This is a genomic window from Shewanella sp. SM73 (assembly GCF_025653795.1).
Classification (GTDB): Bacteria; Pseudomonadota; Gammaproteobacteria; order Enterobacterales; family Shewanellaceae; genus Shewanella; species Shewanella oncorhynchi.
Genome location: NZ_JAKKRY010000009.1, coordinates 53,438 through 75,098, shown reverse-complemented (window position 1 = coordinate 75,098; position 21,661 = coordinate 53,438). Strand labels below are relative to the sequence as shown.

At 45.0% G+C, this 21,661-nt stretch carries 21 protein-coding genes and 1 pseudogene; 19 read left to right on the top strand and 3 right to left on the bottom strand.

Annotated features, from left to right (window positions below; all coding sequences use genetic code 11):
* Window positions 1-125 precede the first annotated feature (125 nt).
* Window positions 126-1,037, top strand: coding sequence for a hydrogen peroxide-inducible genes transcriptional activator OxyR (gene oxyR, locus L5M51_RS13785; RefSeq protein WP_028760839.1), 912 nt, complete (start codon window positions 126-128; stop codon window positions 1,035-1,037).
* A gap of 55 nt (window positions 1,038-1,092) precedes the next feature.
* Here oxyR and L5M51_RS13780 read toward each other — a convergent pair.
* A pseudogene (locus tag L5M51_RS13780) lies at window positions 1,093-2,160 on the bottom strand (adenylate/guanylate cyclase domain-containing protein).
* Between the two features lie 122 nt (window positions 2,161-2,282).
* Entirely contained in the window at window positions 2,283-2,954 is a 672-nt protein-coding gene (mutH, locus tag L5M51_RS13775) for a DNA mismatch repair endonuclease MutH (protein ID WP_263173313.1), read from the bottom strand.
* A gap of 690 nt (window positions 2,955-3,644) precedes the next feature.
* Here mutH and rppH point away from each other — a divergent pair.
* The 10 genes from rppH to L5M51_RS13725 all read left to right on the top strand — a co-directional run bounded on the left by rppH (window position 3,645) and on the right by L5M51_RS13725 (window position 12,384).
* A complete protein-coding gene (gene rppH / locus L5M51_RS13770; protein ID WP_006080762.1) occupies window positions 3,645-4,169 on the top strand; it encodes an RNA pyrophosphohydrolase in 525 nt (174 codons plus the stop codon).
* 23 nt (window positions 4,170-4,192) lie between these two features.
* Complete coding sequence (gene ptsP / locus L5M51_RS13765) at window positions 4,193-6,427, top strand: phosphoenolpyruvate--protein phosphotransferase (protein ID WP_212599981.1); 2,235 nt, start codon at window positions 4,193-4,195, stop codon at window positions 6,425-6,427.
* Between the two features lie 59 nt (window positions 6,428-6,486).
* Window positions 6,487-7,287, top strand: coding sequence for a sulfite exporter TauE/SafE family protein (locus L5M51_RS13760; protein WP_113940671.1), 801 nt, complete (start codon window positions 6,487-6,489; stop codon window positions 7,285-7,287).
* Between the two features lie 42 nt (window positions 7,288-7,329).
* Entirely contained in the window at window positions 7,330-8,139 is an 810-nt protein-coding gene (gene lgt, locus L5M51_RS13755; RefSeq protein WP_263173312.1) for a prolipoprotein diacylglyceryl transferase, read from the top strand.
* Window positions 8,136-8,930, top strand: coding sequence for a thymidylate synthase (gene thyA / locus L5M51_RS13750; protein ID WP_105249861.1), 795 nt, complete (start codon window positions 8,136-8,138; stop codon window positions 8,928-8,930). The genes lgt and thyA overlap by 4 nt, the downstream gene beginning before the upstream one ends.
* Before the next feature lie 117 nt (window positions 8,931-9,047).
* Window positions 9,048-10,217 (top strand): Na+/H+ antiporter NhaA, encoded by a 1,170-nt coding sequence (gene nhaA, locus L5M51_RS13745; RefSeq protein WP_168823431.1) that lies wholly within the window; start codon window positions 9,048-9,050, stop codon window positions 10,215-10,217.
* 2 nt (window positions 10,218-10,219) lie between these two features.
* A complete protein-coding gene (locus L5M51_RS13740; RefSeq protein WP_105249860.1) occupies window positions 10,220-10,606 on the top strand; it encodes a hypothetical protein in 387 nt (128 codons plus the stop codon).
* Window positions 10,607-10,720: 114 nt separating this feature from the next.
* Window positions 10,721-11,629 carry a transcriptional activator NhaR gene (nhaR, locus tag L5M51_RS13735; protein ID WP_028760830.1) on the top strand — a complete coding sequence of 303 codons (909 nt, stop codon included), beginning with the start codon at window positions 10,721-10,723 and terminating at the stop codon, window positions 11,627-11,629.
* A gap of 85 nt (window positions 11,630-11,714) precedes the next feature.
* Window positions 11,715-11,963 carry a succinate dehydrogenase assembly factor 2 gene (locus L5M51_RS13730; protein WP_173246130.1) on the top strand — a complete coding sequence of 83 codons (249 nt, stop codon included), beginning with the start codon at window positions 11,715-11,717 and terminating at the stop codon, window positions 11,961-11,963.
* A complete protein-coding gene (locus L5M51_RS13725; protein ID WP_263146060.1) occupies window positions 11,944-12,384 on the top strand; it encodes a protein YgfX in 441 nt (146 codons plus the stop codon). Before L5M51_RS13730 ends, L5M51_RS13725 begins: the two co-directional genes overlap by 20 nt.
* 34 nt (window positions 12,385-12,418) lie before the next feature.
* Here L5M51_RS13725 and nadB read toward each other — a convergent pair whose 3' ends face one another.
* Window positions 12,419-14,032 (bottom strand): L-aspartate oxidase, encoded by a 1,614-nt coding sequence (gene nadB / locus L5M51_RS13720; RefSeq protein WP_028760827.1) that lies wholly within the window; start codon window positions 14,030-14,032, stop codon window positions 12,419-12,421.
* A 190-nt stretch (window positions 14,033-14,222) separates the two neighbouring features.
* On the opposite strand from nadB, the gene rpoE reads away from it, so the two are divergent.
* From rpoE to era, 8 genes are all read left to right on the top strand, one after another.
* Window positions 14,223-14,801 (top strand): RNA polymerase sigma factor RpoE, encoded by a 579-nt coding sequence (gene rpoE / locus L5M51_RS13715; protein WP_028760826.1) that lies wholly within the window; start codon window positions 14,223-14,225, stop codon window positions 14,799-14,801.
* Between the two features lie 41 nt (window positions 14,802-14,842).
* Window positions 14,843-15,469 (top strand): sigma-E factor negative regulatory protein, encoded by a 627-nt coding sequence (locus L5M51_RS13710; RefSeq protein ID WP_263146062.1) that lies wholly within the window; start codon window positions 14,843-14,845, stop codon window positions 15,467-15,469.
* A gap of 12 nt (window positions 15,470-15,481) precedes the next feature.
* The gene (locus L5M51_RS13705; RefSeq protein WP_028760824.1) at window positions 15,482-16,414 is read left to right on the top strand and encodes a MucB/RseB C-terminal domain-containing protein; all 933 of its coding nucleotides are present in this window, start codon (window positions 15,482-15,484) and stop codon (window positions 16,412-16,414) included.
* Window positions 16,415-16,424: 10 nt separating this feature from the next.
* The gene (locus L5M51_RS13700; protein ID WP_263146064.1) at window positions 16,425-16,898 is read left to right on the top strand and encodes a SoxR reducing system RseC family protein; all 474 of its coding nucleotides are present in this window, start codon (window positions 16,425-16,427) and stop codon (window positions 16,896-16,898) included.
* A gap of 166 nt (window positions 16,899-17,064) precedes the next feature.
* Window positions 17,065-18,855 carry a translation elongation factor 4 gene (gene lepA, locus L5M51_RS13695; protein WP_028760822.1) on the top strand — a complete coding sequence of 597 codons (1,791 nt, stop codon included), beginning with the start codon at window positions 17,065-17,067 and terminating at the stop codon, window positions 18,853-18,855.
* A 183-nt stretch (window positions 18,856-19,038) separates the two neighbouring features.
* Window positions 19,039-19,956: a signal peptidase I gene (gene lepB, locus L5M51_RS13690; protein WP_168823422.1), complete on the top strand. Its 918-nt coding sequence runs from the start codon at window positions 19,039-19,041 to the stop codon at window positions 19,954-19,956.
* Window position 19,957: 1 nt separating this feature from the next.
* The gene (gene rnc, locus L5M51_RS13685) at window positions 19,958-20,638 is read left to right on the top strand and encodes a ribonuclease III (protein WP_012088603.1); all 681 of its coding nucleotides are present in this window, start codon (window positions 19,958-19,960) and stop codon (window positions 20,636-20,638) included.
* The gene (gene era, locus L5M51_RS13680) at window positions 20,635-21,651 is read left to right on the top strand and encodes a GTPase Era (RefSeq protein ID WP_028760819.1); all 1,017 of its coding nucleotides are present in this window, start codon (window positions 20,635-20,637) and stop codon (window positions 21,649-21,651) included. Before rnc ends, era begins: the two co-directional genes overlap by 4 nt.
* Window positions 21,652-21,661 lie beyond the last annotated feature (10 nt).

The following is a 21,661-nucleotide window of genomic DNA, read 5'->3' as shown; positions in this document are numbered from 1 at the left end:
TACGGTGAACCGATTGAATATCGATTCGGGTCACAATCCTGATATCTTATGCCGCGTTATTGCTCATCACTTATGCTAAAGTAGATTTAATTTCTTAATTCATAACCTTCATGGCAATCGAGAAAATGAAAAGTTTACCTAGCTTAAAAAACTTATTCTATTTGGTGAATCTCCATCAAGAGCAGAATTTTAACCGCGCCGCTAAGGTGTGTTTTGTCAGTCAATCAACGCTTTCAAGTGGGATCCAAAACCTAGAAGAGCAGTTAGGACATCAGTTGATTGAGCGAGACCATAAGTCATTTATGTTTACCGCCATTGGTGAAGAAGTGGTGCAGCGCGCCCGTAAAATTCTCACTGATGTGGATGATTTGGTGGAATTAGTGAAAAATCAAGGTGAGCCGATGACGGGGGATATTCGCTTAGGCTGTATTCCAACCATAGCGCCTTTCCTATTGAGTCGTGTGATCCGCCAGTGTCAGCAATCTTATCCGGCGATGAGTTTATTATTGAAGGAAGATACCACTGAGCGTTTGCTAGATGCTTTAGGTAAAGGAGAGCTGGACTTATTGATCCTAGCGCTACCCGTTGATACTAGCGGTTACCACAGCATGAAAGTGGGCATAGATCCTTTCAAAATGGTGGCCCACAAAGATTTAGCGGGTGGCATACATCAACCTATTGATTATCAAACTCTGCCGGACGAGAGTATTTTTCTTCTGCAAAGTGAGCATTGCATCACAGGCCATGCTATTACTGCATGTCAGCTAGGTGATAGTGCGAAAGTCAATCCGTTTGCCGCCACCAGTTTGCATACTTTAGTGCAGATGGTGAACAGTAAACTGGGCACCACGTTTCTTCCGCAAATGGCCATTGACGCGGGTATTTTGAATGACACAGATTTAGTGGTGATGACGCCACCGGGTGAGGCACCTTACCGTGATATCGGCCTGGTCTGGCGTCAAACCACCAGTCGGATCTTAACTTTCCGCACTTTAGGTTTAATGATCCAAAAATTATTAGCTAAGGACGAGGAATAAACTGACTGTAACTGCAAAGCATTAATTCAAGCTAAAGCTTAAAGTCGATTACAAATCAGAGCGGGGAAACGCCAAACACTTCAATTGAGTGTTGTTTCCCTTTGAGTTTGACTGGGCCTAGATTTGATAGGTGATACTGAGTGTTGGGGTTATCTAAACGTCCTGCGAGTGCGCCTGAAATCAACATGCGCTGTCCTAGTGGATTACATTGATCTTGCAGTCTTGCTAAGGTATTGAGCACGTCACTAAAGAAACTAATTTCTTGTTTCTGTACACCAACAACTGCAGCGACGACTTGGCCACAATGGGCCGCCGCTTTAAATTTCGGCACAAAGCCATAATGCTCTTCAAAGTAGCGGCGTTGCCAGTTCAGTTGTTGGCTAAATTCAAAATAAATATTCATGCAGCGGTCGTGAACTATCCCTTCTTCTAATGGCCAGTGAAGCAGCACTGCATCTCCCATATAGCGGTAGATTTCAGCTTCGTTATTGGACACTGTATCTGAAAGTAAACTAAAGCTGTCTTGGATCAATCGACTAAAGCGGTAATCGCCAAGTGATTCGGCATGTGTGGTTGAGGCGACCATGTCTAAATAGAGGAATAAGCGCTGCTCGTATCTTGGCTTGTGGTATTTACCAAGGCCTATGTTGAGTAAAATACGCGGCCCGACTAATAATGCCATTTGCTCGACAAAAGCTAAGCTGACTCGTACAACGACCAAATATACGATCAATGCTTGGAATGAAGGACTATAGAGAATGTGCGCCGTCAGCATTTGTCTGAGGGTCGACATGTGATTTTCGATGGCTCACATATTTAAAAACTGAGTCATGTAAGCTAACGTCGTAGCACCCAGTAATAAAAACAAGCCCTTAAAGATGACTGAAAACACATAGGGGAGGCGATTGATTGCACTGAAATCGGCAATGACGTTCGACATCCAATGTAAGCTGCCGAAAATAATCCCCATGTAGATAGCAAGTGTTGCGAGATCAGCCGAACTTACCGCCCATTGGGGCAGCTCTGGTGATTGGGCATATCGAAAAAACACGAATGCAGCCATGGCAATCGCCCAAGCTAAAATCGCAAAAAGGAGTTTTTTCGCTTGTCTACGTGCTCTCACTGCTTGATTGGTATCCGAATACGGCTGTGATTTCAGGATGCCGTAGTTTATAGAAAAGAGTCACCTTAGTGCCAGTGAAATTTGTGATCTGGATCAATCCAAGTCCATATCGTTACTAAAAATTAACCAAATACCTTATTAAGTATCATAGCAGTGAAACTGGTCTTTAAATAAAAGCCCCTAGGGTTGGTCATTTTGAGGCTACCATCTTCGGCAATGCTTTGTGTTAACGCCTTACTATTGGCGGCCTTAGGACGTAATTGCAGCACTTCGCCGTGGCGCGCTGTAAGCCTCTCTACTTTTCCTAGGGCGATAAGCTCCATGATCTCTTCCCAATCCTGTTGCAGTAATTGCAACTCGTGCGGATCCGGTTCCCACAATATTGGTGTACCTATACGGCGCTCACCCACAGGAATATGCCTCTCTCCTTCAACGGGTACCCAAAGTACTCGCTGTAACTTATGGCAGACTAAGCTGTTTTGCCAGGTTAATCCTTGGATATTCGATAGCGGCGCCACGCAGACATATGTGGTCTCCAGCGGTCGCCCCTGTGTATCAATGGGGATAGTTTTAAGCTCGACCCCTAAATGCAGAAAATCTTGCTCAGGTTTAGAACCCGCCGTTGCGCCTAATTCCATTTCGATTAATTGACCGACCCAACCTTTATCGCGTTTAAGATTCTTGGGGACACGAATGCTTCTTTGGCTTGCTATCTGCGCCAAACTCACGCCCGCCATCATGTTGGCACGTTCGAGTAGTTCAGATAGATTTTCGGGGGGGATAATTCGATTCATGGTTGGATTTTACTTAAAAATAACCGCTTAGCAATGGCGGTTAAAAAATGAGCGCTACAGGGTGAGTGAACTTGTACCGAATGTTTTTATTCTAAGTAACTGATTTTAAATTTTATATCCGTGTTAACCCCCGTTTTGCAAAAAAGTGTTCAAAGTTACTCTCTGCTTTCCCTTGCGTTCCCCACATACTTATCCACAGATATTATGGATAACTCAGTAAAGTGAGCCTCTTAACCTAATAAAAATCCTAAGTCAATGCGAATAAAGTGCATTTATTCTGGCTTTTGTGGACAGTTGTGGACACTATTTGTGTATAAAGTTGAGTAATATCGCGAGAATGATAGAAATACTTCTTGTTGGTCAAATAATGAGCTTTATTGGTTTTCTAGTCTAAAATAAATCATGATTAATGTGCAAGTTTATGAATTTGTTTGCTATTAAGTTTTAACGCTAAATTTTAAAAACGATGGTAAATAGATGTTTTTTGAACGTTATAACAAGTTCACCTGAGTTTCAAACAGAGATATCCACAGAAAATGTGGATATCCCCGGATTCCATCCCCTAGCATTGTTGATAAATGTCTTTTAAGTCAGATGTTATCCAAAGCTTAGGATAAAATAGAGGTTTGCTGAGAGACTAGCTTTATGAAACAATCAGTTTATTAAAATTTAATGTGATTTGGAGTCCATGTGATTGATAGCGACGGCTTTCGCGCAAATGTGGGCATTATAATTTGTAACAGATATGGCCAAGTCATGTGGGCTAGACGTTTCGGTCAACACTCATGGCAATTTCCTCAAGGTGGCGTCGATGATGGCGAGACAGCAGAAGAGGCTATGTACCGTGAGTTGTATGAAGAAGTGGGCCTAAGACCTGAACACGTGCATATATTAACCTCGACCCGTTCTTGGTTGCGCTATCGTTTGCCAAAGCGTTTAGTGAGGCAAGACAGTAAACCTGTGTGTATCGGGCAAAAACAAAAGTGGTTTCTGTTACAACTGAAAAGCCAAGATAGTGCGATTAATTTGAGTTCTTCTGGGCATCCTGAATTTGACGATTGGCGTTGGGTAAGTTATTGGTATCCTGTGCGGCAAGTTGTGTCATTTAAGCGTGATGTTTATCGTAAGGTGATGAAAGAGTTTGCGGTAACGGCATTGTCATTCCAAACCCTAGAAATACCTAGGAAGCGGGGAAGACAAAAAACAACAGGCTGATTTTCAAAAGAGGATTGAAAACAGTGTTAAATACGCTTAGGGATATTACTCAGGCTGTGGCATCTGCCCACAGTTTGGAAACCGCATTAGAAATCTTAGTTTCATCGACTAAAGCGGCGATGGAAACCCAATGTTGCTCCATCTATATCCTAGAAGAGCAAGAACTCGTGTTATCTGCAACCGATGGTCTTGAAAAAAGCGCCGTTGGTCGAGTACGTATGCCGCTGACTGAAGGTTTAGTTGGACTCGCTGCCCAGCGAGAAGAGGCCGTTAATTTAGCAGATGCTCGGCTTCATCCAAGGTTTAAGCTTTTTCCTGAAGTCGCCGAAGAAGAATACCGCGCTTTTTTAGCTGTACCTATTATCTACCAGAAGGCTGTGGTAGGGGTGATAGTGGTACAGCAGGCGAGTGCTCGCCAATTCAGTGAGGGTGAAGAAGCCTTCCTGATGACGCTCGCCGCCCAATTAGCGATGGCGGTGCGTGGCTTAAAACAAAAAGCACAAGTCAGCTCCCATCATCAACAAATTCTGTTTCAAGGTACTTCAGCGTCAAACGGTATCGCCATTGCGTATGCCTTCGTACTTGGTGGGGAAATCCCCCTTGAACAGCCTGAGGTGCGTTCTGACGATATTGCCTATGAATCGAGTCGCTTAACTACGGCTATGGCGCGTTGTAAAGAAGCGATAGGTGCCTTATCTCAACGGTTTGATCGCGAGCAAGATGACGAAGTTGTCTCCATTTTCAATGCATTACAGTTACTGCTCGATGATGCTAGTTTAGGCGGCGAATATACCCGTGAAGTGCAATTAGGTTGGGCTGCTGAGTCGGCTGTGAGCCGAGTGTCTCTACGTTATATTCAACAGTTTTTAGCAATGGAAGACCCTTACCTTAAGGAGCGGGCTAGCGATATTCGCGACTTAGGTCAAAAAGTATTGCGCCAACTTATTGAGCCAGAACGTCTAGAGCTTGAGCCCGATAAACCTGTAATCCTCATTACCCGTGAAGCTGATGCGACTATGTTGGCTGAGTTCCCAAGGCAAAAGCTTGCGGGTATTGTCACTGAGCTTGGTGGCGTAAACTCCCATGCCGCCATTTTAGCCCGCGCCTTAGGTGTGCCTGCTATTACAGGTGTAGAGCAACTGTTATCCGCCAATATTGACCAAAAACTTTTAGTCGTAAACGCAAGCCGTGGTCAGTTATTGGTGTCGCCATCACCTGCGATTGTCGGTGAGTATCGTAGCCTGATTTCGGCACAAAAAGCCTTGCAACGCCAGTATGCCCAAGAATTAGCGCTGCCTTCTGTAACCTTAGATGGTTCACGTATTCGCTTGTATCTCAATGCGGGATTACTCAGTGGTGTGGCTTCTGAAATTGCAGAGGGCGCCGACGGTATTGGGCTTTATCGCACTGAAATTCCTTTTATGTTGCAACAGCGCTTCCCGAGTGAATCTGAGCAAGTCAAAGTCTATCAACAGGTCTTATCGGCCGCGTCCGGTCGACCTGTGGTGATGCGTACTTTAGATGTGGGAGGCGATAAACCTTTACCGTATTTTCCGATTAAAGAAGACAATCCTTTCCTTGGATGGCGCGGGATTCGCTTGTCTCTGGATCATCCTGAGCTGTTTTTGGTGCAGTTACGGGCCATGCTACAGGCTGGGGGAGACGGTAAACAGTTAAGTATTTTGCTGCCTATGGTCAGCAACTTAGATGAAATCGATCAATCCTTAGAATATTTGCAACAAGCCTATGTCGAATTAAAAAACGATGTTAACAGCGACATAGTGATGCCACGAATAGGCATTATGCTCGAAGTGCCTGCCATGTTATATCAGTTGGATGATGTGGCAAAACGAGTGGATTTTGTCTCTGTTGGTAGTAATGATTTAACCCAATATTTGCTGGCTGTTGACCGTAATAACCCGCGGGTGAGCTCGTTATTTGACAGTTATCATCCTGGAATATTGCGGGCTTTGCATCAGGCGCACCTAGATTGTCGATACCATAAACTCGATATTAGTATCTGTGGAGAGCTCGCGGGCGAACCTATGGGGGCCATTTTGCTGGTGGCTATGGGATACGATCAGTTGAGTATGAATCAGGGCAGTTTAGCGCGGATCAATTATCTATTGCGTCGTGTTGCGCGGGCCGATTTAGATCAATTACTTGCTAAAGCGCTGAGCCTATCAAACGGCTTCCAAGTGCGTGAGCTGGTTAAAGAATATTTGACCCAGCAGGGTCTAGCAACAATTCTTAATTAACTAATGCTGTGTTTTGCTTTAAGCTAAGGCCCTCAATTTATCACGCTGTAGGTACTCGTGTGGATAGTTTGTTGTTGGTGTTCTTTATTTGCTTGGCTTTAGGCGCATTTGTCGGCTTTATGGCAGGATTATTAGGTATCGGTGGCGGCTTGATTGTAGTGCCGGCACTGCTTTATATTTTGCCATCGGTCGGTATTAGCTCTACTCAGCTCCCCCATATTGCAATTGCCACTTCGCTAGCAGCCATTATTCTCACCTCTATTTCGTCGGCACGTGCCCACCATAAGCGTGGCAATGTGCCTTGGAATTTATTCAAATCAATGTTACCGGGCCTTATTATAGGCGCGCTGGCTTCAGGTTTTATTGCTGAGCGTATTCCCGCTGATAAGTTACAACAAGGTTTTGCCATCTTTGTGATTTTAATGACAATTCAAATGGCTTATCCCGTTAAGGCCGAATCAAATCGTCAATTACCTAATTCAGTAGTGCTTTTTGTTGTATCGGCTTTTGTTGCGGTTTTGGCAGGTTTGACCGGGATAGGTGGCGGTATACTGATAGTGCCATTTTTGACTTTTTATGGTTTACAGATGCGTCAAGCCGTGGGCTTTTCTGCGGCGATGGGCTTCTTAATCTCTCTTTCTGGCAGTTTCGGCTATATTATTGCAGGAATGAATGCCCCTGAGTTGCCCTATGGTACCTTAGGCTATATCTATTTACCTGCATTGTTTGGTTTAGTGATCACTTCTGTCTTGATGGCGCCTGTGGGGGTAAAAGCGGCGAGCACTTGGCCAACACCTGTACTTAAAAAGATATTTGCACTGTTACTTCTATGTGTCGGCCTTAAGTTAATTCTGACCTAGTTTTTATGTTTATCTCAGTTTGAGGCTGCTAATGGATGTGTTATGGCGCTGAGTTTCCCCAATATCGATCCCGTGATCGTTTCATTTGGACCGTTTAATCTTTTTGGACAAACCTTTGAACCGGCACTGCGTTGGTATGGTTTTACCTATTTAGTCGGATTTGTTGCGGCTATGTGGTTGTTGAACCGCCAAGCCGACCGTTCAAAGGGGATATGGACGCGGGAGCAAGTTTCAGATTTACTCTTTTATGGTTTTCTTGGGGTGATTTTAGGTGGCCGTATCGGTTACGTGCTTTTTTATCATTTAGATTATTTCCTCGCCAGTCCCCTCTATTTATTTAAAATCTCCGAAGGTGGCATGTCCTTCCACGGCGGTTTGATGGGCGTGATTACGGCGATGCTCTATATCGCGTGGAAACAAAAACGTACTTTTTTTGCTGTCGCCGATATGGTGGCACCTGTTGTGCCTATTGGTTTAGGCGCTGGTCGTATTGGTAACTTTATCAACGGCGAGCTTTGGGGACGAACCACTGATCTGCCTTGGGCTATGGTGTTTCCAACTGGTGGGCCTGACCCACGTCATCCATCCCAGTTGTATCAGTTCGCCCTTGAAGGCGTAGCATTATTCCTATTACTTTACTGGTTTAGCAAACGTACCGATAAAGTCGGTGCAGTCTCTGGTATGTTCTTAGTCGGTTACGGTATGTTCCGTATTATGGTTGAAACTGTGAGGCAACCCGACACACAGTTGGGACTCTACTGGGGATTTATGACTATGGGGCAGATACTCTCTGTGCCTATGGTGTTAATCGGTTTGTACTTGATTTTTCGTAAGCAAGGTAAGCAGCAATGAAACAATATTTAGACTTAATGAAGCACATATTAGCCGAAGGCGTGGATAAATCGGATCGCACAGGTACTGGGACTCGCTCGGTATTTGGCTATCAAATGCGCTTCGATTTGAGCAAAGGTTTTCCTTTGGTGAGCACCAAAAAATGCCATATGCGCTCTATCATCCATGAATTGCTGTGGTTTCTGAAGGGTGAAACTAACGTTGCCTATTTACGCGAAAACAAGGTCAGCATTTGGGATGAATGGGCCGATGATAATGGCGATTTGGGCCCAGTTTATGGTGCCCAGTGGCGCAGTTGGCCAACCCAGAGTGGTGATGCTATCGATCAGATTTCGCAAGTTATCGCCCAGATAAAATCTCAGCCAGATTCTCGCCGTCTTATTGTTTCTGCTTGGAACGTGGGCGAACTGGATAAAATGGCTTTGGCACCGTGCCACGCGTTTTTTCAGTTCTATGTAGCCGATGGTAAATTATCTTGTCAGCTGTATCAGCGTAGTTGTGATGTGTTTCTTGGTTTGCCATTTAATATTGCCAGTTATGCTTTGTTAACTATGATGGTCGCCCAGCAATGTGACTTGGCCTTAGGTGATTTTGTGTGGACGGGTGGCGATACCCATTTATATTCTAATCATATGGAACAGACGGCACTGCAGTTAAGTCGTGATCCAAAACCGTTGCCGACCATGACTATTGTACGCAGACCTGAGTCGATTTTTGACTATCAATTCGATGATTTTGAATTAACAAACTACGCTCCACACCCTCATATCAAAGCCCCTGTTGCTGTGTGATGTATGTTTTTTAGCCTAACACTTCGGGATAACCGAGGTGTTAGGGAGAAACTTACGATTATATTTGTCATTACAATTCGTCTACACTCAATTCATTATGATTTTTAGGAGTGCAAGATGGAAAAAGCAATTAGAAATTTTCTGAGCCAAGAGTCGGCTGGCGGTATCCTGTTATTGGTTGCTGTTGCCTTAGCCATGCTGATGGCCAATTCCCCCTTATCTGGACTTTATCAAGGCTTTTTAGGCACTGACGTTCAAGTCAAAATTGGCGAGCTCAACATACACAAGCCACTCATCCTGTGGATAAACGATGGCTTGATGGCCATATTCTTTTTGCTGATTGGTTTAGAAGTGAAACGTGAGTTACTTGAAGGCGCCTTATCGAGTGTCGCTCAAGCTTCCCTGCCTACCTTTGCTGCCATTGGCGGCATGTTAGTCCCTGCTGGTGTGTACTTACTGTTTAACTATGGTGATCCTGTCACACAGGCGGGCTGGGCGATTCCTGCCGCGACCGATATTGCCTTTGCCTTAGGTATTATGGCACTGCTCGGAAGCCGCGTTCCTGTTTCACTGAAAGTCTTCTTACTTGCTTTAGCTATCATCGATGATTTAGGCGTCATAGTGATTATCGCGCTGTTTTATAGTACCGACTTATCAACCATCAGTTTAGTGATTGCCAGTTTAGCGATTGCGGGCTTGGTTGGGTTAAACCGCAAAGGGGTTACCTCACTTTTACCCTATGGCATCTTAGGGTTAATCCTTTGGGTTGCCGTACTTAAGTCTGGAGTGCATGCGACTCTGGCTGGCGTCATCATTGCTTTTTGTATTCCATTGCGGGCAAAGGATGGCAGTTCACCCTCAGAAGGCTTAGAGCATAGTTTGCATCCTTGGAGTACTTTCCTCATTTTGCCAGTGTTTGCTTTTGCCAATGCGGGCGTTTATGTCGGCAATATGAATTTGGAGACGTTAATTTCTCCTGTTCCTGTTGGTATTGCATTGGGCCTGATGTTAGGTAAGCCAATCGGTGTAATGTTATTTAGCTTTATTGCGGTGAAACTAAAATTAGCTCAATTGCCCGATGGCGTAGGTTGGAAGCAAATTGCCCCCGTCGCGGCCATGTGCGGTATTGGTTTTACTATGTCTATGTTTATTGCGTCGTTAGCCTTTGAACATGCAGACCCTATGTACGGTGACTTAGCACGCCTAGGGACCTTAATCGGTTCGATTATGGCAGCGTTAGTCGGGTATTTCTGGTTATCAAAAGTGTTACCTAAGAAAGGAGTATAACTATGATAAAGTTGAAATTAATGGGAATAGCAACGCTCTTATGTTTATCGACAACCGCGACGGCATCGCAAATTTCGGCCTGTAATCAGGATGCAAACTCGCAGACTTGCCAAAGCTATCTTGAAGGAATAGTGGATGGCGCTTTGATGTTTAAATCTGATTCCTTAGGGGCGAGATTAGAAACTAATGGTTATGAATCGAGGGCACTTAAGTATCGCGGTGGTAAACGTTTCCAAGAAGCGAATCGAACCTATTGCGCCGAACGTATTCCTGAACGTAACGTTTTAGTTTCAGGAGTCACTGAAGCGGTAAGTCTGGGGAATGCTGCCGATTTGGAGCAGTTACAAGGCATAGTTACTAACTTACTCGACTGCCAGCGTTTAAAGTAACTTGACTGGGAATCATCAGGTTTTTAATCATCTGATTTTAAACTATCGAGTTTAAAATAACACAGTAACCCCTCAGCGCTTTGGCGTTTGAGGGAGCATTAACAGCGGGTTAGCATGCTGCACTTGAATTATAACCACTTGTATTATTTTTGGATGATTAAGAAAAAGGGCTCAGTCGCGAAGGCGGCCGAAGCCCTATGTTTAACGCCGCAAACGATAACAGGGCAAATTCGTGCCTTAGAAGATAGGTTAAACGGCAGTCTGTTCAAGCGAGTCGGGCGGACATTGGAGGCGACAGAGTTAGGTGAATTGGTGTTTCGCTACGCCGATAAGATGTTTAGCCTTAGCTATGAAATGCTCGATTTACTTAATTATCAAAAAGCGGATGCCATGTTATTCGAGGTGGGTATTGCCGATGCCTTATCTAAAGCTTTAGTCAGCCGAGTTTTATTATCTGTAGTGCCTAATGACAATTCTATGCACTTAGCCTGCTATGAGGCGACTCACGAGAGCCTAATGGCGCGTTTACGTGAGCATAAACTGGATATGATCCTTTCGGATTGTGCAGGTGAGTCACTGAAATACCCTGAAATTTTATCTAAAAAATTGGGCGAGTGTGGCGTGAGTTTTTTCTCCGCTGAGACTTATAGCGCTGATTTTCCGGCTTGTTTAGAGCAAGGCCAGCTATTAATCCCCGGCCGCAGAACCTCACTTGGACAACAGCTATATCGCTGGTTTGACGAGCAAAACCTTAAAGTCAGTATCTTAGGTGAGTTCGATGATGCGGCCATGATGAAAGCCTTTGGTTACCTTAAACGAGGTATTTTTGTCACACCGTCGATTTATCGCCAAGAAGTGATTTCCCATGGTATGAATTTGCTCGGTGAAACCACCGATGTGAAAGAGGAATACCATGTGATGTTTGCCGAACGTATGATCCAACATCCTGCGGTAAAGCGATTATTGGATACAGATTTTAGCGATCTCTTTGAGGGGCTCGATACGCAAGTACAACAATGCTAATTTTGTAAGTCAATATGAAGGGTTAATCGACACTTTAGTCAGTGAACTGATAGACTAATGCCAAATCTGTGTTGGGAGAAATACCTTGGAATTAATGAACATCGCAAGGGTTCGCTGGGCATGTCGCCGTGGGATGCTGGAATTAGACGTCTTGCTTCAACCTTTTGTTGAAAACTTCTATCAAGAAATGTCCGATGAAGATAAAACCGTGTTTATCCGTTTGTTGGAATGTGAAGATCCAGAATTGTTTGCTTGGTTTATGGGCCATGAAGTGTGCCCTGATATTGAACTGGCTCGTATGATAGTGAAAGTCCGTGGAAGACCGGCACCATAGTTTCAGTGTAAAAGCCTCTTTCGACCAACGACTCTCGTTGGTCGTTTTTATTGGTGTCTGTTCTAGCTCATTTCTGCTTTGGCCCCAAAGCGACATTATCGCCTTATCTCTGCTTAAATATTTGTTTATCGTACTTGTTAGTATTTTTTTGCTGTCGCAGTTGTGGCGACTGCAGCATTGGCGTTTAGATTTTGTGCTGAGTGATAAAGGCGAGGGACGTTTGTCAACGGGGGAGCACTTTCAGGTACTAAAACGCACTTGGGTCACGCCCTTTGTTTGCTTTATTTATATCAAAGTGGATACTCAGCTACGGCTCTTGCTGGTTTGGGCAGATATGTTAGACGATACTGACTATCGACATTTATGTCGGCTGTTGCTGCGGGCTAAAATGCAACAGACTAAACCTCATTCTGAGATTTAGTCTGTTTATGATGAAGTAATCTATGCGTATGCCGTTACTTTTCTGGTAGTAAAATTGTTGGGCGAGGCGCGTCTAATTTCTCTGGATGATCGATATTAAAATGCAGCCCACGGCTTTCTTTACGCTCCATGGCACAGCGAATAATTAATTCGGCCACTTGCACTAAGTTACGTAATTCGAGCAAGTTATTGCTAACCCTGAAGTTACTGTAATATTCCTGAATTTCTTGCTGTAACATCAGGCAGCGGCGCAGTGCTCGCTCTAGACGTTTATCAGAGCGTACAATTCCAACGTAGTCCCACATGAATAACCGCAGTTCGTGCCAGTTATGGGCGATGACCACTTCCTCATCAGAGTTCGACACTTTACTTTCATCCCATGCTGGAATTTGTCCCGGGATTTGAATTTTATGCAGTTGGCTTTCTATGTCCTGTGATGCCGCACGGGCAAACACTAAACATTCGAGTAACGAGTTACTCGCCAGACGATTGGCACCATGTAAGCCCGTATAGGCGACTTCACCAATAGCATAGAGACCATTGAGATCCGTCTGACCGTGCATATCTGTCATCACACCACCGCAGGTATAGTGTGCGGCGGGTACCACAGGAATCGCATCCTTAGTGATATCAATTCCTAGATCTAAGCAACGGCTATAGATGGTCGGAAAATGCTTCATCACAAAGTCAGCATCTTTATGGCTGATATCCAGATACACACAGTCGGCACCCAGACGTTTCATCTCGTAGTCGATGGCTCGGGCAACGATGTCACGGGGAGCGAGTTCAGCGCGTTCATCAAAGTCCGGCATAAAGCGGCTGCCATCAGGACGACGCAGATAAGCACCTTCTCCACGCAGGGCTTCGGTGAGTAAGAAGTTGCGCGCATCTGCGTGGTATAAACACGTCGGATGGAATTGGTTGAACTCCATATTCGCCACGCGGCAACCTGCACGCCATGCCATGGCAATACCATCACCACTAGCGACATCGGGGTTTGAGGTATATTGATAAACCTTAGAGCTACCGCCTGTTGCTAACGCAACAAACTTGGCCTTAACGGTTTCGACGTGTTCTTCATTACGATTCCACACATAAGCGCCTAACACACGATTACCTGGGCGATTTAACTTACGGGTGGTGATGAGGTCGATGGCGTTATAGCGTTCTAAAACTTGAATATTGGGATGGGCGAGTGCGCGCTCTTGCAGTGTGGTTTGCACTTCCTTGCCTGTAGCATCGGCAGCGTGCAGAATACGTCTGTGGCTATGGCCGCCTTCACGGGTTAAATGGTAAGGTGCGTCTTTTGCATTACCGTCTGTGGTTTCTTCTTTATCGAAGGCGACGCCACATTCGATAAGCCATTGCATCGCACTCTTGGCATTTTCAGCCGTGAAAGTGACAACGTCTTTGTCACATAAACCCGCCCCTGCGATTAAGGTGTCTGCAACATGGGATTCGATAGTGTCACTTTCGTCGAAGACGGAGGCGATACCGCCTTGGGCGTAGTAAGTCGACCCTTCCGAGAGTGGGCCTTTTGAAAGCAGAATTACTTTTGCTTTTTCAGCAAGATGCAAAGCTAGTGTCAGACCTGCGGCACCGCTACCTATGACTAATATGTCAGATTGGTGTTCAACTACTTGTTTCATCGGGTATCATGATGTGACTGAAGAGTGCCAACTATGGTAAACCAACTCACCGATTATGGGTACTTTCCTTTTTACCTTACTTTTTTTGTATAATTTTTAGAACTTTTTCAAAGCCCGCGAGTCTACATAAGTGAATATGATTCGAGCGACTGAGAAATCAGCATTTTAGATTTAGGAGAAGTCGGCTCGGATGAGTGGACAATTAAGTGATCAACAATTAGTTGAGCGCGTACAACAAGGTGATAAAAACGCTTTTAACCTGTTAGTGCTTAAATATCAAAGTAAAGTCATTAGCTTGATATCCCGTTATGTACGGAACCAAGCGGACGTTGCTGATGTCGCACAGGAAGCGTTTATCAAAGCTTACAGAGCTTTGCCAAACTTTCGCGGTGAAAGTGCATTTTATACTTGGTTGTACCGCATCGCAGTAAACACTGCGAAGAATTATCTCGTATCACAGGGGCGTAGAACGCCTGCGAATGATGTTGATGCAGAAGATGCCGAATATTACGAAGGTAGTGACGCGCTGAAGGAGTTTGCCTCCCCAGAACGGCTAATGTTATCGGATGAAATCAAAAAAGTGATTTTCGATACATTAGAGACCTTGCCTGAAGAATTACGAATGGCCATCTCATTGCGTGAACTCGATGGTATGAGTTACGAAGATATTGCCATAGTCATGGATTGTCCTGTCGGGACCGTAAGATCACGTATCTTCCGAGCACGAGAAGCAATCGATAAAAAGCTCCAGCCTTTGCTGGAAGCCTAAATTCTTATTTTAAGAAACCCTTATATTTAGACAGGTGAAAAATGGATAAATTAGGTCAAGAATGGGTATCTGCCGCAGTCGATGGAGAGACTGATGAACAGACCATGGCAGAGTTATCTGCTGATACACATTCACATGATAAATGGCATAACTATCATATGATAGGCGATGCCATGCGTGGCGAATTGCCGCAGACTATTGTGTTAGATCTCTCTGCTAGCATTGCTGCCGCCATTGAACTTGAGCCAGCGATAGTTGCGCCTAAGCATCATGTGTCTAAAGTCACTGCACCTGTAACGCCACAAATTGCCGCCAATTCGGAGCAAAGCCGCGTCGTACCTTTATTTAAGCAATTTGGCCAATATGCCATTGCTGCGACGGTTGCTATGTTTGCGATTGTGGGTGTGCAGAATTACAATCAAACTGCCGATGATGCCGCGTCACCATCGCCCGTGTTAATTACAAGGCCGCTTATTGGTAGCGCATCACCTGTGAGCCTACAAACCGGTCCTGTACAACAGAATCAAGGCTATACCAATGATCAGGTGAATGAGCAACGTCGCCGAATTAATACTTATATCCAAGATCATATGTTGCAACAACGATTGAATACTGGTGCGGTTGTAGAGGACAATACCGAGGTCGTACCCGTTCCGGTCAATCAATAACGAGGAGTTAGCTTGCGTCTAATCCTGTTGGCTTTATTAGCCTTGGTCTTTCCTGCAACCGCGCAGGAAGACATGCCTGCCAAAGCTTGGCTCGAGAAAATGAGTCAGGCTTTACGAGAGAAAGAGTTTAAAGCATCGATTATTCAACTTCAGGCCGATCATATTCGGCCTTTGGTTTACCTGCATGGTAAGGTGAATAATCAAGAAGTTGCCTTTCTAGAATACCTTAACGGTCCACCCAAAAATGCAGTGCGTGTAGGTAATCGTGTCACCTTTATTGAGCACGATGAGCCTGCGTATAGTATCGTTTCTAATCATATTCAAGGTGTCTGGCCTGCTGCTTTCTCTGCCAATATGGCGGATTTAGAAGTGGGTTATCAGTTTGTACTCGGTGGCCGTACCCGTATCGCTGGGCGTCCGGGGCAGATGATCCGCCTGTTGCCTAATGATGAATTCCGTTATGGCTTTCAAATTTGGCTTGATATGGAAACCTATCTGCCGCTGAGATACGACATGCTGACTCAAGATAAGCAATTACTTGAGCAGATCATGGTGATTGAACTCATTGAATTCAGCGAGCCGCCAGCCATTTTGCAAGAGGCTTATAAGCAAGAGTGGCCGGCAGTTATCGATCAAGCCGAGCGCCAAGACGGTCAAAACTGGCAATTTGCTTGGTTACCCGCAGGTTTTACTGTGGTAGTGCGCGACCACCATAGATTAATTGGCAGTCACGAAGCGGTGGAATACATAGCACTGACCGATGGACTGGCAAATATTTCTGTTTATGTGGCGCGAGCGGGCACGAGTCCATTGCCTGAAGAATTAATTACCCGTAATGGCTTGTCGTTAGTCTCAGAAAAAGTCGGTAATGCCGAAGTGGTTGCTGTGGGTAAAGTGCCGACAGAAACTCTAACGCGCATTGCTAAAAGTCTGACGCTAGAATAGGACGCCGATTATGATGGAAGAAATTGCCAGAGTCGTCTCCAGTGATAGTCAAGGCTGGTTGACGGTTGAAGTGGAACTTAAGAGTACCTGCAAGAGCTGCAGTAACAGTGAGTCTTGCGGGACCTCTGCTGTCGCTCAGGCTTTTTCCTCGAAAACCCAGCAATTTTCTATTCAGAGTGACCGCCGCTGTGAGGCTGGTGAATTACTCAAATTAGGCCTTCCCGAGAGCGTGATCCTCAAAGCAGCAGCATTAATCTATTTAATGCCGCTGTTTGGCCTGTTTGTCGGCGCAGCGTTAGGACAATTTTTAGGCCAGTTGCTTGAGTTTAATCCTAACCTAGGTGCCATGGGCTTTGCGGCCGTTGGTGCCTTGATTGCGTGGTCTTTTGGTAAGCAACAGGCCAAACGTTTAGAAGTTGATGCTCAGCCTGTGATTTTGGCCTATTTAGGTAGGAACATCAATTTAAACGAATTAGCTCAATAATTTCAATGTGTTATTTTTTATCAAATAACAGCTAACTGCGGTTTTGGACGTTGTTTTATCGGCCTGTCTTAAGTAGGAGTGAATGTGATTGGTATTGAAACCGCAATCAGGTACAATTTCGCTCCTTTGAACCGTATCCATTTTCAGTATTAGTCATTGCAGCATAATGAAACAAATTAGAAACTTCTCAATTATTGCCCATATCGACCATGGTAAATCGACGCTATCAGATCGTCTTATTCAGGTTTGTGGCGGTTTAACCGACCGTGAAATGGATTCTCAAGTTTTAGATTCTATGGATCTAGAACGTGAGCGTGGTATTACGATTAAGGCACAAAGTGTCACTTTGGATTATAAAGCCAAAGATGGCCTTGTCTATCAACTCAACTTTATTGATACCCCTGGTCACGTTGACTTCTCCTACGAGGTCTCGCGCTCATTAGCTGCCTGTGAAGGTGCTTTGCTGGTGGTTGATGCGGGTCAGGGCGTTGAAGCTCAGACACTGGCAAACTGTTATACCGCGCTGGATATGAATCTAGATGTGGTGCCCATTTTAAACAAGATTGACTTACCACAAGCCGATCCAGAACGTGTTGCTGCCGAGATTGAAGATATCGTCGGTATTGATGCGATGGATGCTGTGCGTTGTTCGGCTAAAACCGGTGTCGGTGTCGATGAGGTTTTAGAAGTCATTGTTGCCAAAATTCCACCGCCAGAAGGCGATCCTGACGCACCATTGCAAGCCTTGATCATCGATTCTTGGTTTGATAATTACTTAGGCGTAGTGTCGTTAGTGCGAATTAAACACGGTAGCCTGAAAAAAGGTGACAAGTTTAAGGTAATGTCTACAGGGCAAAACCACACTGCGGATCGCGTGGGTATTTTCACGCCAAAACAAACTGACAAAACCGAACTTAAAACCGGTGAAGTCGGCTTTGTGATTGCGGGTCTGAAGGAAATTCACGGCGCGCCCGTGGGCGATACGTTAACTTTAGCCAAAAATGGTGCTGAAAAGCCGTTACCTGGTTTTAAGAAAGTGAAGCCACAGGTATACGCTGGCGTATTCCCAATTTCGACCGACGAATATGAAAACTTCCGTGATGCGTTGAACAAACTCAGCCTGAACGATGCGTCATTATTCTTTGAACCTGAAAGTTCATCGGCACTCGGTTTTGGTTTCCGCATTGGCTATTTAGGCCTGCTCCACATGGAAATCGTACAAGAGCGTTTAGAGCGTGAATACAACCTAGAGTTGATCACCACTGCGCCAACCGTAGTGTACGAAGTTGTCATGACCAGCGGTGAAACGATTTACGTTGATAACCCGTCTGATCTGCCTGCGATTAACAACATTGAAGAAATGCGTGAGCCGATTGTTGAGGCCAACATTTTAGTGCCAAAAGAATACTTAGGTAACGTGATTACCCTGTGTATTGAAAAACGTGGCACCCAAGTGAACATGGTTTACCACGGTAACCAAGTGGCTGTAACTTACCATCTGCCAATGGCGGAAGTGGTCATGGATTTCTTCGACCGTTTGAAGTCCACTAGCCGTGGCTATGCATCCCTCGAATATAACTTTATTCGTTTCGATCCTGCAGACATGGTGCGTTTAGATATTCTCATCAACGGCGACCGAGTCGACGCCTTGGCTATGGTTATCCATAGATCAAACATTCGTCACCGTGGTTTAGCCTTAGTGGATAAGATGAAAGAACTTATTCCACGTCAGATGTTTGATATTGCGATTCAAGCGGCGGTGGGCAGTCAAATTATTGCACGTTCAACCGTGAAAGCCCTGCGTAAAGACGTAACGGCTAAGTGTTATGGCGGCGACGTTTCTCGTAAGAAAAAACTCTTAAATAAACAAAAAGAGGGTAAGAAACGGATGAAGCAAGTAGGTAACGTTGAGGTGCCACAAGAAGCATTCTTAGCGGTACTTAAGCTAAACGAGTAATCGTTAGTATAAGAAGTGACAATTTAGTTGACTATTGCGCCGCTGTTTGCGGCGCTTTAGTTAGGTTATCGCATTGGTTTATCACTTTGGTTTACCAAGGTCGAATACGGTAAGTTAACTAAAGTATGATATTCGCTGAGTTAGGCACCTTTAATTATTTTTAAGGCAGGAGTTCAATAAGCAATGGCAGCGTATTTTTCCATTATTCTAGTGCTAATCACCCTGATCTCAGGACTTATTTGGTTAGTCGATGTGCTCGTTTTCGCCCCAAAGCGTCGTGAGAGTTTAGCGTTAGCAAAGGCATCACAAGCGAATTTAACTGAAGAAGCTGAGTACCAAATCATTCGTGAGTCGACCATAGTCGAAACCGCGCATTCTATCTTCCCTGTGATTGCCTTTGTGTTGATCCTACGTTCATTCATTTATGAGCCATTTCAAATCCCATCGGGTTCTATGATGCCAACCCTCTTAGTGGGCGACTTCATTCTGGTGGAAAAATTTAGTTATGGGCTTAAAGATCCCGTATGGCGCACTAAACTGGTTGAAACTGGTGAGCCCAAACGCGGTGATGTGGTGGTATTTAAATATCCTGAAAATCCGCAAATTGACTACATCAAACGTGTTGTCGGTTTACCGGGTGATAGAATTATTTACCGTAACAAGCAGTTGATGATCCAGAAGGCCTGTGGCGTTGAGCAAACAGCTTGCCCAGAACCGCAAGTTATCGCCCGCACTGAGATCAGTCGTGGTGATTACAGCCAAGATGGTGTGCCGTTGCTGCGTTATAAAGAGGAATTGGGTGATGTCGCCCACGATATCTTGATCAACCCAAGTCGACCTGACATGCTGGGGTATTTTAAGCGCGAAGGTAATTTACCCGCGGGTGAATTTTTAGTGCCAGAAGGCCATTACTTTGCCATGGGTGATAACCGCGATAACAGTACCGACAGTCGTTTCTGGGGCTTTGTGCCAGAAGAGAACCTTGTTGGTAAAGCGGTAGCGATTTGGATTAGTTTTGAATTTGACCGTTCAAAAGCCGACTTCCTCCCAACTTGGGTGCCTAGCGGTGTGCGTTTTGAGCGTGTAGGTGGAATTAAATAGCATGGAACCGATTAAAAATTTGCCACGTTTGTGTCGTACCTTAGGTTATGAGTTCAAGAATATTGAGCTTTTGACTCAAGCGCTGACCCACAGAAGTGCGGCAAATAAGCATAATGAGCGCTTAGAGTTTTTAGGTGATTCAATTTTATCTATCGTGATTTCTGATGCTTTGTATCATCAGTTTCCGAAGGCAACCGAAGGCGATTTAAGCCGGATGCGTGCCACCTTAGTTCGCGGTGATACCTTAACTATCATCGCCCAAGAGTTTAAGCTCGGCGATTATTTATATCTCGGTCCTGGCGAGTTGAAAAGTGGCGGATTTAGACGCGAGTCGATTCTTGCCGATGCAGTTGAAGCCATTATTGGCGCCGTTTACCTTGATTCCGATCTCGAAGTTTGCCGTGCATTACTGTTGAAATGGTATGCCGAGCGTTTGGCCGAAATCCAACCTGGGATCAGTCAGAAAGACGCTAAGACATTACTGCAAGAACATTTACAAGGGTTTAAAAAGCCGCTGCCTGATTACCAAGTAATCAACATAGAAGGCGATGCCCACGATCAGACATTTACCGTTGAATGTCGTATTGAAGACTTGAGCCAAAGCGTCATTGGTGTGGCGAGTTCACGCCGTAAAGCCGAGCAAATCGCGGCCGCTCAAGTATTGGAGTTACTAAAGAAATGACCAAAAAAACAGACTTGTCAGGTATCGATGCTGCAAAAGCGGCAACTGAGCCGAGTTTAGATGAATTACTGGCAAGGATGAATGCGGCCGCGCCAACGCCGTCGGCCCAATACGATGTCACTTATTGCGGCATGGTGGCGATCATTGGTCGCCCTAACGTCGGTAAATCAACGTTAATCAACCGTTTGCTTGGTCAGAAGGTGAGTATTACTTCTAAAAAGCCACAAACAACGCGCCACCGTATCATGGGTATTCATACCGATGGTCCGAAGCAAATCGTGTTCATCGATACACCTGGTTTACACATAGAAGAGCAGCGGGCGATTAACCGCCTGATGAACCGCGCAGCAGCCAGTTCGCTTGCCGATGTGGCTATGGTGATTTTTGTGGTCGATGGCATGACGTGGACCGCCGATGATGAGATGGTGTTGAGTAAATTACGCCGTGGCGGTGAAGAGCGTCAGACAATTCTGGCGATCAATAAAGTCGACAATATCAAAGACAAAGAATCGCTGTTCCCGTATTTGGAAGAAGTCGCCAAAAAATATCCTTTCGATGAAATTTTGCCGATTTCAGCCAGTAAAGGTACCAACGTTAAGCGCATTTTAGAGCTAGCGGCGGCGTCGATTCCTGAAGGACCTTTCTTCTTCCCTGAAGACTATGTTACCGATCGTTCGCAACGTTTTATGGCGTCGGAAATTGTGCGTGAAAAACTGATGCGCTTCTTAGGTGATGAATTACCCTATGATGCGACAGTTGAGATTGAACAGTTCAAGATGATGGAAAATGGTGTTTATCAAATCAATGCCTTGATCCTTGTTGAGCGTGAAGGTCAAAAACGTATGGTGATTGGTAGCAAGGGCGAACGTATTCGTACTATCGCAACTCAAGCTCGCTTAGACATGGAGACCTTGTTTGATAATAAAGTTTTCCTCGAAGTGTGGGTGAAAGTGAAATCCGGTTGGGCCGATGATGAACGCGCCTTGCGTAGCTTAGGTTACGGCGACGATTAAGCATTAATTT